This is a genomic window from Acinetobacter sp. 25-47-130 (assembly GCF_056779705.1).
In genome coordinates this window covers 17,245-33,077 of the sequence record NZ_JBWYII010000001.1, presented here as the reverse complement: position 1 = coordinate 33,077, position 15,833 = coordinate 17,245, and the positions used below count along the sequence as shown (strand labels likewise).

General features: G+C 38.4%; 14 protein-coding genes and 3 tRNA genes. 7 read left to right on the top strand and 10 right to left on the bottom strand.

The annotated features are described in order from the left end of the window. Positions 1-154: 154 nt before the first annotated feature. A complete protein-coding gene (locus tag AC1M83_RS00155; protein WP_481588542.1) occupies positions 155-1,384 on the top strand; it encodes a hypothetical protein in 1,230 nt (409 codons plus the stop codon). 35 nt (positions 1,385-1,419) lie between these two features. On the opposite strand, the gene AC1M83_RS00150 is transcribed toward AC1M83_RS00155, so the two are convergent. From AC1M83_RS00150 to AC1M83_RS00130, 5 genes are all read right to left on the bottom strand, one after another. Then, entirely contained in the window at positions 1,420-2,589 is a 1,170-nt protein-coding gene (locus tag AC1M83_RS00150; RefSeq protein WP_481588543.1) for a LuxR C-terminal-related transcriptional regulator, read from the bottom strand. Positions 2,590-2,738: 149 nt separating this feature from the next. Continuing rightward, positions 2,739-4,373 carry a chaperonin GroEL gene (gene groL, locus AC1M83_RS00145; protein ID WP_035266940.1) on the bottom strand — a complete coding sequence of 545 codons (1,635 nt, stop codon included), beginning with the start codon at positions 4,371-4,373 and terminating at the stop codon, positions 2,739-2,741. Between the two features lie 69 nt (positions 4,374-4,442). After that, positions 4,443-4,733, bottom strand: a complete 291-nt coding sequence (locus tag AC1M83_RS00140) for a co-chaperone GroES (RefSeq protein WP_004810787.1) — start codon at positions 4,731-4,733, stop codon at positions 4,443-4,445. Between the two features lie 169 nt (positions 4,734-4,902). After that, positions 4,903-5,679: a metallophosphoesterase family protein gene (locus AC1M83_RS00135; protein WP_481589683.1), complete on the bottom strand. Its 777-nt coding sequence runs from the start codon at positions 5,677-5,679 to the stop codon at positions 4,903-4,905. After that, positions 5,676-6,599 (bottom strand): diacylglycerol/lipid kinase family protein, encoded by a 924-nt coding sequence (locus AC1M83_RS00130; protein ID WP_481589682.1) that lies wholly within the window; start codon positions 6,597-6,599, stop codon positions 5,676-5,678. The genes AC1M83_RS00135 and AC1M83_RS00130 overlap by 4 nt, the downstream gene beginning before the upstream one ends. A gap of 407 nt (positions 6,600-7,006) precedes the next feature. Here AC1M83_RS00130 and AC1M83_RS00125 point away from each other — a divergent pair, with 407 nt between their 5' ends. Together AC1M83_RS00125 and AC1M83_RS00120 are read left to right on the top strand one after the other, a co-directional pair. Next, positions 7,007-8,836, top strand: coding sequence for a phosphoenolpyruvate carboxykinase (GTP) (locus AC1M83_RS00125; protein ID WP_481588545.1), 1,830 nt, complete (start codon positions 7,007-7,009; stop codon positions 8,834-8,836). 143 nt (positions 8,837-8,979) lie between these two features. After that, positions 8,980-9,411, top strand: coding sequence for a hypothetical protein (locus AC1M83_RS00120; RefSeq protein WP_481589681.1), 432 nt, complete (start codon positions 8,980-8,982; stop codon positions 9,409-9,411). Between the two features lie 11 nt (positions 9,412-9,422). Here the strand turns inward: AC1M83_RS00120 and AC1M83_RS00115 are convergent, their stop codons facing one another. Then, positions 9,423-10,103, bottom strand: coding sequence for a class I SAM-dependent methyltransferase (locus AC1M83_RS00115; protein ID WP_481589680.1), 681 nt, complete (start codon positions 10,101-10,103; stop codon positions 9,423-9,425). 176 nt (positions 10,104-10,279) lie between these two features. Next, positions 10,280-11,128: a bifunctional methylenetetrahydrofolate dehydrogenase/methenyltetrahydrofolate cyclohydrolase FolD gene (gene folD / locus AC1M83_RS00110; RefSeq protein ID WP_481588548.1), complete on the bottom strand. Its 849-nt coding sequence runs from the start codon at positions 11,126-11,128 to the stop codon at positions 10,280-10,282. Positions 11,129-11,281: 153 nt separating this feature from the next. Here folD and AC1M83_RS00105 point away from each other — a divergent pair. From AC1M83_RS00105 to AC1M83_RS00095, 3 genes are all read left to right on the top strand, one after another. After that, positions 11,282-11,355: transfer RNA gene (locus tag AC1M83_RS00105), tRNA-Cys, on the top strand. A gap of 9 nt (positions 11,356-11,364) precedes the next feature. After that, positions 11,365-11,450 (top strand) — tRNA-Leu (locus tag AC1M83_RS00100). A 119-nt stretch (positions 11,451-11,569) separates the two neighbouring features. Then, complete coding sequence (locus AC1M83_RS00095) at positions 11,570-12,301, top strand: hypothetical protein (RefSeq protein WP_481589679.1); 732 nt, start codon at positions 11,570-11,572, stop codon at positions 12,299-12,301. 8 nt (positions 12,302-12,309) lie between these two features. Here the strand turns inward: AC1M83_RS00095 and AC1M83_RS00090 are convergent, their stop codons facing one another. Further along, the gene (locus AC1M83_RS00090) at positions 12,310-14,073 is read right to left on the bottom strand and encodes an alkaline phosphatase D family protein (RefSeq protein ID WP_481589678.1); all 1,764 of its coding nucleotides are present in this window, start codon (positions 14,071-14,073) and stop codon (positions 12,310-12,312) included. Positions 14,074-14,290: 217 nt separating this feature from the next. On the opposite strand from AC1M83_RS00090, the gene AC1M83_RS00085 reads away from it, so the two are divergent. Further along, a tRNA-Leu gene (locus AC1M83_RS00085) sits at positions 14,291-14,376 on the top strand. Positions 14,377-14,485: 109 nt separating this feature from the next. On the opposite strand, the gene AC1M83_RS00080 is transcribed toward AC1M83_RS00085, so the two are convergent. Continuing rightward, positions 14,486-14,797, bottom strand: coding sequence for a DUF5713 family protein (locus AC1M83_RS00080; RefSeq protein ID WP_035266912.1), 312 nt, complete (start codon positions 14,795-14,797; stop codon positions 14,486-14,488). 162 nt (positions 14,798-14,959) lie between these two features. Then, on the bottom strand, positions 14,960-15,814 hold the full coding sequence (folP, locus tag AC1M83_RS00075) for a dihydropteroate synthase (RefSeq protein ID WP_481589677.1): 855 nt from the start codon (positions 15,812-15,814) through the stop codon (positions 14,960-14,962). Positions 15,815-15,833 lie beyond the last annotated feature (19 nt).

Here is a 15,833-nt window from a genome sequence, read left to right as displayed (position 1 = left end):
TTCAAAAAAAAATATGCGCAATTTCTCAAAAGTAAAAAATTTCTAAAATTACGCAGCATTAATGCCATCACCCCCTCCCAATTTGAGGATAGTCATATTCAATTTTTTAAAACTATATTCGAGGTACAAAAATACGAATGATTTGGGGGAAATGATGAAAAAAGCTCTTATAACACTGGCGCTCAGTACCTGTTTAGCAGCTTGTGGTGGTTCGGATAAATCCGCAAAAAATGATGATCAGATTAAAATAGGAATACTGACTGACAGCCCAGTAGCAGGTGCGACATATATCGTGAATGGCAATAATGACAATGCGAAGAAGACCAATGCAAATGGGGAGTTTGAATATCGAGATGGAGATGTCATTACATTTAAAATTGGTGATATCGAAATTGGTACCGTACAAGGTTTAGCTCGTGTGACACCAAATGAACTCGTGAATGAAGATTTAAATGCAGATGAACGTAACAAGAGAATTATCAATCTACTGATTTTTTTACAATCATTGGATATCGATGAGGATAAAGAGACCATACAAATCCCAGATGATGTTTCAAATTTCTCGCCAACATCGATTGATTTCAGCAATGCGACAAGTGATTTTAGAGAGCGACTTCAAGGTCAAATTATCAATATTCCTGAAATTGCCTCCAATATAGTAGTCAGTGAAGAGCAAGCTAAAGAACATTTTAGCAGCTCACTGCTCAAAGATATTCAAGGCGTATGGTATGCAAAAAATGATGAGTCTGAAATTGTGTTATTTATTGGAGAGAATGGCGAATATATGCTCGGTGAACCAATCCCGAACGAGCCTAATAGTTCTTCAAATGGCATGGAATACGCCAAAATAAATCTAGATGCCCTAAGTGGAAGTTTATACGCTTCTTCAATAAATATTACTACGCCTGTGATTGATACCAATGAAGATTGGGGACTTCTCGATCATGGGGAATCGCGTTCAATGAAACTATCTTTTGATGGTTCTATACTTAAGATTTCTGAAGCTGAAAATCCTGATGAAAGTGCAGAGTTTACGCGAGTTCCTCGAAATAATAGTGGAATTGTAGGCGCATGGCAGTCCTCAAGTGGTAAACAAATTTTCGTATTTAATTCTAATAACACTTTTATTATGGTTGATGCTGTTGGCGATGATCAACCAGATCCATATGACGGACCTTGTGGTGGCCCTGGTATTGAGTATGGTCGTTATCAATTACGCGACAACAAGCTCTTTGTTACCACGCCCCTCAGCATTGATACAAATGGTTGTGCTGGATTATCCAATACAGACGCGCATTTAGGCTTACCATTACAAATTTCTACTCAAAGTTTAAGCTTTACCGTAGCAGATGAAGGCACATTTACACTGACCAGAATGAATTAATTTTATCCCCCTTCAACATCTTCGTTAAAGGGGGATTATTCAATATGCTGAAAAGCATCAATAAATTCGATCAAAATCCGCATCATTTCAGCTTGTGAGGAGCATCCTAACTTCTGATAAATCGTTTTCAGATATGTCCGCAGTGAACTCAGCGTAATCCCACATTTCAAAGCAATATTTTCAAGATGCTGATCGTCCATAAAATGCTGACAAATTTCAATTTCTCGAGCTGTCAGTTGGAATGTTGACTTCAGTAATATTTTAGACAAGCGTTTTCGATCCTGCATTTTTGATAAGAATAATGCAACTTGATTATTGTCTAAGATCATTGAATCTGACAGCACCTTAAGTGGTGAGACTGTGATTAAGTAAGCAGATTGATGTCGATCGCTATATAACTGCATTGCACCCCCAACTTCTTCTTGATCATGCCTCTCTAATGAATAACGCTCATTCTTTTTGAATGTGCTCTGCACCAATTTTTTTAATTGAGCATTATAAGGCTCGATTATTTTTAATCTGTTATGCAAATCTATTTCAATCATACTCGTATCATTCAAACAATCCTTTGCATACTGATTCACAAATCTCACTTCTAGATTAGATTGAACGACGAGCACACCCACATTCAACTTATCTAAAATTTCGGTGTAATTACTTCTATCATTTTGAAGAAGCTTAATTTGTCGATGAATTTGAATCGCTCTTCTAAAGTGTTTTGCGAGTCTTTCTAAACTTTGTAATTCAGCAGTATCATAAGCAGCTTCATCTGATGGTCGATGTACCGCAAGTACGCCCCATTTATATTTTCCATACTCTAACAATACCCCACTGAGATAACAGATGTTTGAAGGAACTAAACAATATTCATAAAAGTTCTTCAAATCCTCATTATCTGTTTCAGCATATGATCGACAATCAATTTGATAGGCATGCTCTAATCCATAGGTATTCATTAACTGACCGTGAATACGCATGTCTACGACATCTAAGTTATACGTTTGATAATTTTGAATTCCATCAATCGGGATATTAATGGTGTAAATAAAATTTTGTTCGGGCCGAAGCTGATCAAAGTAAGTAAAGATCGCCGTTGAACTCTGTGTAAATTCCACGACCTGTTTTAAAACATTTTCCCAGTGATGTGGCTTTAAGGCAGCCTCATAAATTTCTTCTATGATTTGATTTTCTTGAACAGTTAACATCATCACCCCCAATCATGGTGTTAATGTTCCATTAGATTAGCGCTCTACTAGGCTTTTATTCAATATTTACAATAGTATTCAAATATTTATCAGACAGATGACAAAAAAATCCCCGCTTAAAGCGGGGATTTTTTAGGCTGTGGGATGAATTACATCATACCGCCCATACCACCCATACCGCCCATGTCAGGCATAGCTGGTTTATCTTCTGGGATCTCTGTAATCATGCACTCAGTTGTTAACATTAAGCCCGCAACAGACGCAGCATGCTCAAGTGCAGAACGAGTAACTTTCGCTGGATCAAGGATACCCATCTCTAGCATATCGCCGTATTCACCAGTCGCAGCGTTATAACCGAAGTTGCCTTCGCCATTTTTAACTGCATTAATCACTACAGATGGTTCATCACCTGCGTTAGATACGATTTGACGAAGTGGCGCTTCAATCGCACGACGAAGGATGTTGATACCTACGTTTTGATCATCGTTAATACCCGTTACACCGTCAAGTGCTTTAGCTGCACGTACTAATGCAACACCACCACCCGCAACAACACCTTCTTCAACAGCAGCACGAGTTGCATGAAGAGCATCGTCTACACGATCTTTCTTCTCTTTCATTTCAACTTCAGTTGCAGCACCGATTTTGATCACTGCTACACCGCCTGCTAATTTAGCAACACGCTCTTGAAGTTTTTCTTTGTCGTATTCTGAAGTTGATTCCTCAATTTGCGCACGAATTTGTTGAACACGCTCAGCAATTTGATTCGCATCGCCTGCACCATCAACAATCACTGTGTTTTCTTTAGATACAGTTACTTTGTGTGCAGTACCTAAATGTTCAAGTGTTGTTTGATCTAACTGCATACCGATTTCTTCAGAAATCACAGTACCACCAGTTAAGATCGCGATATCTTGAAGCATTGCTTTACGACGATCACCGAAGCCTGGTGCTTTAACAGCACATACTTTGATGATGCCACGCATGTTGTTTACAACAAGCGTTGCAAGTGCTTCACCTTCAACATCTTCAGCGATGATTAGAAGTGGTTTACCTGTTTTCGCAACTGCCTCAAGAACAGTAATCAACTCACGGATGTTGCTTACTTTCTTATCAACAAGAAGGATAAATGGGTTTTCCAATTCAGCAGTCAATGTATCTTGTTTGTTTGCGAAGTATGGAGAAATATAACCACGGTCAAACTGCATACCCTCTACAACATCTAGAGAATCTTCAAAGCCTGAACCTTCTTCAACAGTGATTACACCTTCTTTACCCACTTTTTCCATCGCTTGAGCGATCAGTGAACCAACAGTCGTATCAGAGTTCGCAGAAATCGAACCAACTTGTTCAATCGCTTTCGAATCAGATGCTGGTTTAGCCGTTGCTTTAATATCTGCAACAACAGCTTTAACTGCAATATCAATACCGCGTTTCAAGTCCATTGGGTTCATACCCGCAGTTACTGACTTGATCCCTTCGTTCAAAATTGCTTGAGCCAAAACAGTTGCCGTTGTAGTACCGTCACCTGCGATGTCATTTGTTTTAGAAGAAACTTCACGAACAAGTTGAGCACCCATGTTTTCAAACTTGTCTTTTAATGTGATTTCTTTCGCTACAGAAACACCATCTTTAGTGATGTGTGGCGCACCGAATGAACGATCGATAACAACGTTACGGCCTTTAGGACCAAGTGTAACTTTAACCGCATCTGCAAGGATATTCACACCTGCGATCATTTTTGTGCGAGCTGAATCACCAAACTTAACGTCTTTAGCTGACATATTTGACTCCGAATATTATTAAAATTACTAAATCTGATTGATTAAATGAGTAGTATTAAAAAGAATCAATTAGCCTTCTAAAACAGCTAAAATATCTGACTCTTTCATGATTAATAGTTCTTCGCCATCTACTTTCACAGTTGTTCCTGCATAAGTACCAAACAATACCTTGTCACCTACTTTTACATCTAAAGCGCGAACGCCATTGTCAGTGATCTGACCATTACCAACTGCAATAATTTCACCTTGAGCAGGCTTTTCTGCAGCAGAACCTGGCAATAAAATGCCGCCAGCTGTTTTTGTTTCTTCTTCAACACGACGAATTACTACACGGTCATGTAATGGACGAATGTTGCTCATAAAAATACTCCATCAGACTAAGTCTTTTGATTAATAGTCGTGATCATAATTTCCTTAGATCACCACCAAAATTATTTGATGTCACTTTTGTGGGGATGGAAAAAATTGCTTCAAGGGGAAAATGAAAAAAAATTTAATTTTTTGTATTTTTTTTAGGCATTTCGATAATTTAGCCTTCATTCCGATTTGCAACTAAATAAAATTTCTTGAATCTCGAATCAAAGCGATATTCACGCACCTTCAGTTTTTCATCAATTAGATTAAAACTATTAGAAAAGTCATGATGTAAACGATGTGACGTAGCGGTACCTGCATGAATATCCAATATTGGATGTTGAGCATTAAGTTGGAAAATCTTATTCAGATCATAAACAGCAGATACATGTAAATGACCATGTAGAATTGCATTCAACCCTGAGCTTGCCCATGTCTTTAGGGCTTTTTCAGTATTTTTAGGACGATCTTTAGACATATTTATACCGTGATCACCACTATAGAAAGGTTGATGCGTAAGCAGAATTTTTAATTTATCTTGAGGAGCCAATTTCATTTTTTGATCAATTTCCTGAATTTGAAACTCAGTAATACGACCTTTGGTATGGTACTTAGGGTGAATTGTATTGATTCCTATAATATAAAAATGCTCAGTTTCTAAGGTCTGTTCCATTTCACCAAAAAACAACTTATATCGATGAAACGGACTTAAAAATCTGCGCCATAAATGAAACAAAGGAATATCGTGATTACCCGGAATCACAATATAAGGAACATTAAGTTCTTCTAGAAATTTTTTGCAGTGATAAAACTGTGAAAATCTTGCCCTTTGAGTGAGATCACCACTGACCACAACAGCTTCGATCAAATGTTCTGCAACAAAGTGAGTAATTGCATCTAAGCAATCTTGTTGCTCAGTCCCAAAATGCAAATCAGACAAATGTAAAATCATTGTGGCACCATTAAGGTCAGTGCATTTCTTTCAACATGAATATCTAATGGTGAATCCAGTTGAATAATTTCTCCATCGATTGCTACAGTCATCTTTTTTTGATGAGAACGTATGCGCACATGATCCGCACTAAAACTATATACGTCTGCTGCCTGATCTAATTTTCCACGAACGAGTTGGATGAGTGTTTTAAAAATACTCAGCTTATCCGTGCGAGCAAGTACAACTCCCGCAACCCGACCCTCTTCTGCCGTTTTAGCGATATTGAGGTTCATTTCTTTTAATTGAAGTTGGTTATTACCTAAAAATAATAAAGGGGTTTTAACTGCATAATTTACACCATCCACCTCAATTTCTAACTTTAATTCTTTACGATCACGAATCAACACGTCTAAGCCAGAAGTATAGGCATGTAATGGTAGACGCCCTAGTTTTTGGTTATATAACTCTCTTTTTTTAATAAACAATGGATAAAGACCCAAACTCGCATTATTTAGATAAATGGCATCATTAATTTTTGCCACATGTACCGCTTTAGGCTTACCTTCAACCACCAGTTTTGCAGCTTCGAGAATATCTAAAGGAATATTCAAAACCCGTGCAACATAATTGAACGTCCCTAAAGGTAAAATTGCCAAAGGGATGGTTTGATGTAATAAATAATTAGCCACAGAATTTAACGTTCCATCCCCGCCAGCAACCACAATCACCCCCTGATTATCGTGATTTAAATGTCGAAGATGAACTTTTTCAATGAGTGCTTGAACACTCATTTCTGATGCAATATCAAAAACTTGTATTTCAAAACCTAGATCTGTCCAGTAATGCATGAGTTGCTCATAAATTTGATCATTATTGGTGGCATGGAATCCAGATTTTTCATTAAAAATCATAGACAAAGGCTTAAGCATTGAATTCATTTTATGGCTTTAAAAATTGAATTACTTTAAAATTTCGTCTATTTACTACTCAATTAAAAGCCAATTTATGTAATTTTTAAATGATGTTCATTTAATTTTTCGATGATGAGAATTGATCTCATAATTTAATTAAGTTTTTATTTTAAATAAATATTTTAACTACAAATACCAAATATAAAATTTAGAAATGAATAAGAAATTACTCATTTTTTAAAAAAATATCAAATAATTACATAAACTTAACACCAAACAAGTCTTAAGCACTATTTAAGCCTTTGGTCTTATTTTTTTTAAGAAAATATGCTTTAATACAGCCACTTTTTTTTCATACTGAATCTAGAGTCTGCAAACCAGCATCTAGATATTATTTGTACACCACATTGTACACTTTTGATATAGGCCTCACCATGACCCAAGTGAACGCACCAGAATTCGTTCGTCACCCTAAGCTTATTGCTTGGGTGGAAGAGATTGCTAAACTAACAAAACCAGCAAAAATTGAATGGTGTGACGGTAGCGCAGAAGAATATCAACGTTATATCGACTTGATGATCGCTAACGGCACAATGCAAGCGCTTAACCAAGAAAAGCACCCTGGTTCATATCTTGCAAACTCTGATCCTTCTGACGTTGCTCGTGTTGAAGACCGTACTTTTATCTGCTCTGAAAACAAAGAAGATGCTGGCGCAACTAACAACTGGGAAGCTCCAGCGGTTATGCGTGAAAAATTAAACGGTTTATTTGACGGTTCTATGAAAGGTCGTACTTTGTACGTTGTACCTTTCTCTATGGGACCTTTAGGTTCTCATATTGCTCACATTGGTATCGAACTTACTGACTCTCCTTATGTTGCAGTCAGCATGTCTAAAATGGCTCGCATGGGTAAAGCTGTTTATGACGTTCTAGGCACTGATGGCGAATTTGTTCCATGTGTACACACTGTAGGTGCACCATTGGAAGAAGGTCAAAAAGACGTTGCTTGGCCTTGCAACAAAGAAAAATACATCGTTCATTATCCAGAAACTCGTGAAATTTGGTCATTTGGTTCTGGTTATGGTGGTAACGCATTGCTTGGTAAAAAATGCTTAGCATTACGTATCGCATCATTCATGGGTCGTCAGCAAGGCTGGTTAGCTGAACACATGCTCATCCTTGGTGTGACAAATCCACAAGGTGAAAAACACTACATCGCAGCTGCATTCCCATCTGCTTGTGGTAAAACAAACTTTGCAATGTTAATTCCACCAGCAGGTTATGAAGGCTGGAAGATTGAAACTGTAGGTGACGATATTGCTTGGATCAAACCAGGTGAAGATGGTCGCTTATATGCAATCAATCCTGAAGCAGGTTTCTTCGGTGTAGCTCCTGGCACAAATACAAAGACGAACCCGAACTGTATGGCTACGCTTCATAAAGACGTGATCTATACAAACGTTGCCGTGACTGACAACGGTGAAGTATGGTGGGAAGGTCTTTCTAAAGAAGCACCTGCCAACCTAACTAACTGGAAAGGTCAACCACATACTGGTGAAGAAAAAGCAGCTCATCCAAATGCGCGTTTCACAGTTTCAGCTGGTCAATGCCCTTCTATTGATGCTGACTGGGAAAATCCAGCAGGTGTTCCAATCTCTGCGTTCATCTTTGGTGGTCGCCGTGCGGACACAGTGCCTCTAATTTCAGAAGCATTTGACTGGGTTGACGGTGTTTATAAAGCTGCAACGATGGGTTCTGAAACAACTGCTGCTGCTGTTGGTCAACAAGGTATTGTTCGTCGCGATCCATTTGCGATGCTTCCATTTGCTGGCTACAACATGGCTGACTACTTCACACATTGGTTAGAAATGGGTGAGAAAGTTGGTGAGAAAGCTGCAGCTGCTGGTAACAAGCTTCCTGGTATTTACAACGTGAACTGGTTCCGTCGTGATGCTGAAGGCAACTTTGTATGGCCTGGTTTCGGTCAAAACATGCGTGTTCTTGAGTGGATTATCGATCGCTGTGAAGGTCGTGCTGACGCTGTTGAAACTCCAATTGGTCGTGTTCCAACTTACGAACAGTTGAACTGGACTGGTTCAGACTTTACGAAAGAGCAATTTGACCTTGTGACTTCTCAAGACAAAGAGCAATGGATCAAAGAACTTGAAAGCCATACTGAATTATTTAACAAACTTGGTGATCGTTTACCAGAAGCGTTGAAAAAACGTCAAGCTGAGCTTTTAGAAGCGGTTAAATCTGCTTAAGCATGATGAGAAAAAAGGTCACTTCGGTGACCTTTTTTTTACTTCAAACAAACTGAATAAAGTGTATTTAGTAACGTTTATTAGTACCAATAAGTTGTCACACTTATGGCATACTGATTTAAACAGCTTATTAGGATCAAATAATGAAAAAAATAGAAATGATTGGCTCTTGTTTAATCGCAGTTATGCTTACAGCCTGTCAATCTGTTCCGCTACAGCACAATGGAGCTACAGGATATCAAATTGAAAATAAATCAGAGAATTCTGCCACTATTTCGTATACCCTCTCTGCACGCGCCAACCAAAATATTGATGAACACAAATTACAACGTACTTGCCAACAAGTTCTAGGGCACACTCAACAATATAAAACCACCATTTTGAGTGTAAATGAAATTGCTAATCCCAATTATAAAACTCAAGAAACTCAACAGGTTCAAATTGGTCAATCACGAACATCATTCGGACTCTCAAACACTCAAAGCCTATACAGCAATGAAGACTACAATACACGTCTTTCTTTAGAAACTAAGCCTAGCCTCTTACAAGTCGTTCGCTTTAACTGCACACTCTAAACTTAGGACACTCAATGTACTTCATTGAGTGTCTTATAAAAACTGACATTTCTAAATTCAGGTGATTCATCCAAGTCTGGCCATGTCGTTGCACTGCGTTCATCAAGCTTTTCATACTTCGGATGACTAAAGTTTTTTACACGACTATCCGCCACCCACACCTCAGGTGCAAATTTTAAAAACTCATCTAAGAAGAAACGATTGCACTGGTCATACAACACATCAGCCGCCAACAAGATATCAACCTGCTCAGCTTTATATAAGTCATCCAAATATTCGAGCTCAACATCATTCAATTCAGCATTGGCACGACACGCATCCAAACTAACTTGGTCGATATCACAGCAAATGACACGCTTTGCCCCTGCCATTTTCGCTGCAATCGCGACTACGCCTGAACCTGCGCCAAAGTCTAAAACCACTTTGTTTTTCACATGATGCGGTTCAGCCAATAACCATTGTGCCATTGCTAAACCTGATGCCCAACAGAAAATCCAATATGGCGTATCATTCCATATACGACGAATAACTTCATCATCTAGCTTATCGGTTGGAAAAACAGGTGGAATGAGCCAAAGTGAAATTGGTGTATCAGGCAATTGCTGTGCATGAAGTTCACAACCTGGAATCACATCATGTAAGGCTTTTAGTAAATGTTCAGGCGCTTTAGGAAATTGGAAAGTACAGCTCATTGGATTTTATTTTTAAATATACAAAATTTGAGTTTCAAATACGAAACCTAAATTAATAAAGAGAATTCCCTCTCCTTTTAAAGGAGAGGGTTAACGAGAGGATTTATCTAACTCAATACCCTCACCCCAACCCTCTCCCTGAGCCGTATACGGCGCAAGAGAGGGAGATAATAATATTAACCTAAAGCTTTTTCAGCTGCTTCAACTGTTTGACGAATCAACGTTGTGATTGTCATTGGACCTACACCACCCGGTACTGGTGTGTAAGCTGAAGCAATGTCTTCAATACCAACAAGTTGAATATCGCCCACACCACCGCCATCACGTGGATGGAAACCAGCATCAACAACTACTGCACCAGGTTTAATCCAATCTTTTTGAATCAATTCAGCTTTACCTACTGCACCCACAATGATATCCGCTTGCTTCACAAAGCTAGCAAGGTTTTGTGTTCGAGAGTGACAAATCGTTACAGTAGCATTCGCCTCGAGAAGCATAGCTGCCATTGGTTTACCCAAAATTGCAGAACGACCTACAACAACCGCATGCTTACCTGCGATTTCGATGTTGTTTTCTTTCAGAATCGTCATAATACCTGCAGGTGTCGCAGAACCGTAAGCCGCTTCACCCATTGCCATACGACCATAACCAAGGCAAGTAACACCATCCACATCTTTTTCAAGTGAGATCGCATCAAAACACGCTCGCTCATCAATTTGCGCAGGTACTGGATGTTGTAAAAGAATACCGTGAACATCAGGATTTGCATTGAGTTTTTCAATTTCAGCAAGCAATTGTTCTGTCGTCGTTTCTTTTGGTAGTTCAACTTTAAGTGAATCCATACCAACACGGCGGCATGCATTACCCTTCATACGCACATAAGTTGCAGATGCACCATCGTCACCTACTAAAATCGTCGCAAGAATTGGAGTACGTCCTGATTTTGCTTTTAACGCTTCTACGCGAGTTAACAAATCAGCCTCAATTTGTTTTGCCAATGCACGACCATCTAAAACTAATGCCACGGCACATCTCCCAAGTGTTGATATGAATCAATTTCGCACATTCTACATGAATATTTTAAATAATTTCCGTTATATGCTGTTTTTCTGCACATACGAATAAAAGCACTATTGTTTTTTTTTCAGAGCTTGTTAATATACGCATCAACAAGACATGGCGGGGTGGCAGAGTGGTCATGCAGCGGACTGCAACTCCGTGTACGCCGGTTCGATTCCGACCTCCGCCTCCATCTTGTTAAGCCCGAGTGGTGAAATCGGTAGACACAGGGGATTTAAAATCCCCCGCCCACAAAGCGTGCCAGTTCGAGTCTGGCCTCGGGCACCATTCTTCTAATAGAGAATAATGGTGTAAATAAAGAACCCAGCGTAAGCTGGTTTTTTTATGTCTGCATTTTCTTTAAACTCATCTGCTATAATCACTCATCTTCAGAATTTCATATTCAAATGAATCAAAATCAGCTAGTTGCTCAATATCTTCAAGAACTAAAACAACAATATCCTCAAGCGTTTAAAAAAAACTTCTTGCTCTATAGTCAGTTAAAGACCAAAGGGATTCTAGATGAGCGTAAAGAACTGATCCCGCTTGCACTTGCATTAATGATTTTCCTCCCTTGCTCATATTTGTTAACCCTTTTGCTTAAACAACACATTGTTTTTTTAGAAGGCTTTCAATCTGGCGGGAGTGCTGTGTTGTGTATCATGTTATTTTTTATGCTGATTACGCCAATCATCCTCAAACAGATCAAGCATAGTAGCATCTCAACTTACCAGCAACTTAAAAATACCCCATTCAAACTGACCATCCTCATTCTTTTACAAAGTTTAAATATCGCTTTTATGGAAAGTTGGTTCTTACAGGGAATTTTGTTTTATTTCGCTATGAATTTTGGTTTCGTTAAATTTTATAAAGAGAATTTATTCCGAGAAAATACTTCTAAAGAAAACTATTACTACATTCAAGAAATTCGTAGAGTGGCTTTCTGGAGTTATAAACAAAATTTTAAGCTTTACTTAAAACTAATCTTTTCATCCAAAAACTCAAAGCAGCATCAATTATTGATTGAACAAAAACAAAAAAATGCGCAACTTTATGTTCATTTGATGAACTATGAAAACAAATTGTGTATGCGCTACAAGCATACCGATATAGAAAAATATATCGATAGCATCATGTAGCGCTACGATCAACTTGCTTGCTGCATTACTTTAATTATATTCAAATTGGTATCATACGTTGTTGAGTGCAATCTGAGTTGATCAACTTGATACTTCTGTGAATGAATATCTGTTAAAAACAACCAATCTGCACTCAATTGCGTAGAATCAAAGCTCAATTTTAAATAGCCTCGTTGATTCAAATTACAAAATCTTAATTCATCAATCAATTGGATAAACACTTGTTCAAATTGTTGCATTAAGTTCTCAGGTAAATTGAGATATTTCTCCATACCTGGTGAAGAAACTGAACTTGTTGCTAATTCAATCCCCACCTTCTCACCATTTTGTTGATGTAATGCAGACTCCCACGCATTATGGGTATCTCCAGCCAACACAACAACTTTCTTCTGATACTGCTCATACAAAGCATAAACACGCTCACGCTCAGCATAATAACCATCCCAAGCGTCTAAATTATAAGGAATCACGGTTAGGATTCTTGATAATTCAGCGTCAGTTAAGCTCGGGTCACTATTTTTATAACGCAATTTAATCGCGACCAACACCATCAGACGTTTTTGAGCTTCTATTAAAAAGTTGTCATCTACCATTCCACTTTTGGCAACATTTAATATTTGCAATACTTCAGCAGGTACCAACATTTTCGCCATCAATACTTGCTGACCCAATACATTCCATATTGCACGAGAACTCTGAAGACTATTCGCCAACCAATTTAACTGATCTATCCCTATTAGCTGTCGCTGCTCATTCATTAATGCCGCTCTAAATTGCTCAACATTTAGATTTTCACCATCCATAAATGAAGCAAAAGCCAGTTGCTCATCTCGTGCCAACATACGTGTATCTAGCATATTAAGTTGAACTAAATCACCAAAATTAAACTGACGATAAATATGAAGAATATCGTTATTGCTTTTTTCGCGGATTGGCATCCACTCAAAATAAGCGGTTAGGGCTGCTGTTCTTCGTGCTACGAAATCTCCCTCTAAATCAGGTTGATGATTCTGCGCACCAGCTCTCCATGCATCATTTGTCAGCTCATGATCATCCCAAATCAGAATAAATGGATGACGTTGATGAACCGCTTGTAAATCAGGATCTGTTCTATATTTTGCATAACGTTTTCGATAATCTTCTAGACGGTAAATCTCGTTTTGATTATCCACATCGAGTGTTCTACCAAGCTTTTCGGCTTGTTCAGCTGCATACCCATCTTTGCCATATTCGTAAATATAGTCACCCAGATGCAGCACAGCATCCACGTCCTGCTTCGCAATTTCACGGTACACATAAAAATAACCAGCAGGATAATTTGAGCATGAGCATACGGCAAAGTTAACCGCATTGGACTTGGTTGCTAAGGTCTTCGTACGACCAATTGGAGAATGTATCTGCCCATATTTAAATCGGTAATAATAGCGAGTATCGGCACTCAAATTAAGTACATCGACTTTCAAGCAAAAGTCTTTAGCAGCAGAAGTCTTGATTTTCCCCATCTGAACAATATTTGAAAAATTCTCATCAAGTGCAATTTCCCAATCTAACTCATATGTTGCCGTCACATCTGTAGGTGTTATGCGCGACCAAAGAATTATTCGATCCTGTAATGGATCTCCGCTCGCCACTCCATGCAAAAATTCAACTTTATGCTCATTGCTGGTTTGACCATCGCCATTACATGCTGTAATCGAAACAGGCAGTGAAATCGCACCAAATCCAGCCAATGAGTTTTTAATTAATGCGCGTCTTGAGATTTTATTTTTCATTTTATTTATGAATTGGCGAGTTATTTTAACTTCGAACTTAAACCATATTTATGAAGTTAAAATTGCAATCAGATGACAATTTAATGTCCAAATATCTTAGACCATCGCCCCCAAAGTTATAATTTTTAACCTAATCAATGCAAGTTGATTGAAAAGAAAGCAAATAATACGATTTTCTCTTGCCAAGCTTAAAAGTGTCCTCTATTATTGCGCACATGCCCGAGTGGTGAAATCGGTAGACACAGGGGATTTAAAATCCCCCGCCCTCAAAGCGTGCCAGTTCGAGTCTGGCCTCGGGCACCATTCTTCTAATAGAGAATAATGGTGTAAATAAAGAACCCAGCGTAAGCTGGTTTTTTTATGCCTAGTGTTTAGTCACAACAATAACAACACAAAAAAAATAGAGAGCGATTTACCACTCTCTATTTGAAACAAGTTCTTCCATTTCGATATCTAAGAATCCCTCTTCCTGAACGACCATCATCATTGCCTCAGCAATATAGTCTGCTGCTGCATCATCAAGAGAAGAGTCAAGATCTTCGAACTGAGGTTTCATCTCATTAATTTCCGCCACAATATCATTGGCGATTTGATAAATCTCAGCATCGGAATTCACCTTAGATACCTTCTTTGAGAATTTTTCAATGAGTTGCTGAATTTCAGCCACGAGAATATCAGGATAATATTCATCGTCGAACATCGGGAGAAGTACATCATTCAACATATTAAAGCTCAAGTAATAGCATTAACAAAAACCGAGCTTATATAACACAAGCTAGACATTAAACCAACAATAAAAACGAGGAGTAAATCTCACTTTGAGTCAAAGTATAACTAAGCCAATATTTTCATTGATGATTTTAACTGCCTTAAATCACCCTTTAATTTAACTGACACTATTCATTGCTGTCCAAATTTGTATAGCTTGCACCATTTCTTTTACATCATGTGCTCTGACCATACATGCTCCTTGCTGTATGCTTAACAGATGCCCCGTCACCGAACCCACTGCACGTTCATGGGCAGGTACACCACCTAAAGCTTCACCAATAAATCGCTTGCGAGATAATGCAGAAAGTATTGGATATCCCAACTCATTTAATTTATACAACTCTTTTAATAATTTCAGGTTTTGATGTGCATTTTTTGCAAATCCGAAACCCGGATCAATCATGATATTTTCAGGTTTAATTCCCGCATTTAATGCTGCATCTAATCGAGTTTGCAATTCTGAAATCACATCTAAAGTAATATCATCATATTGATCCAACTGGTTCATTGTGGTTGGCTCACCACGCATATGCATGATAATGACTGGAATATCTAATTCCGCAGCTGTTTCTAAAGCATGTGGCTTTGTTAATGCTCTGACATCATTCCAAATATGCGCTCCAGCTTTAACCGCCTTTTTAATCACTTCTGGTTGAGAAGTGTCGATTGAGATCACTACATTCAATTTTGACAACGCTTCAACAACCGGAACTACACGATCTACTTCATCCTGAACATCAACAGCAGATGCGCCAGGGCGAGTTGACTCACCACCTACATCAATAACACTCGCCCCTTCAGCAATCATTTGCTTTCCTCTCTCTAGTGCCGCCTCTACACTATTGTGTTTACCACCATCACTAAACGAATCTGGCGTTACATTTAACACACCCATTACATGAGGCTTTGACAAATCAAGTTCCAATGCACCACATTTAAGAATCTGATTAGGTAAAGAGATAAGTTGCATATTGATGTCCCTAGAAAAT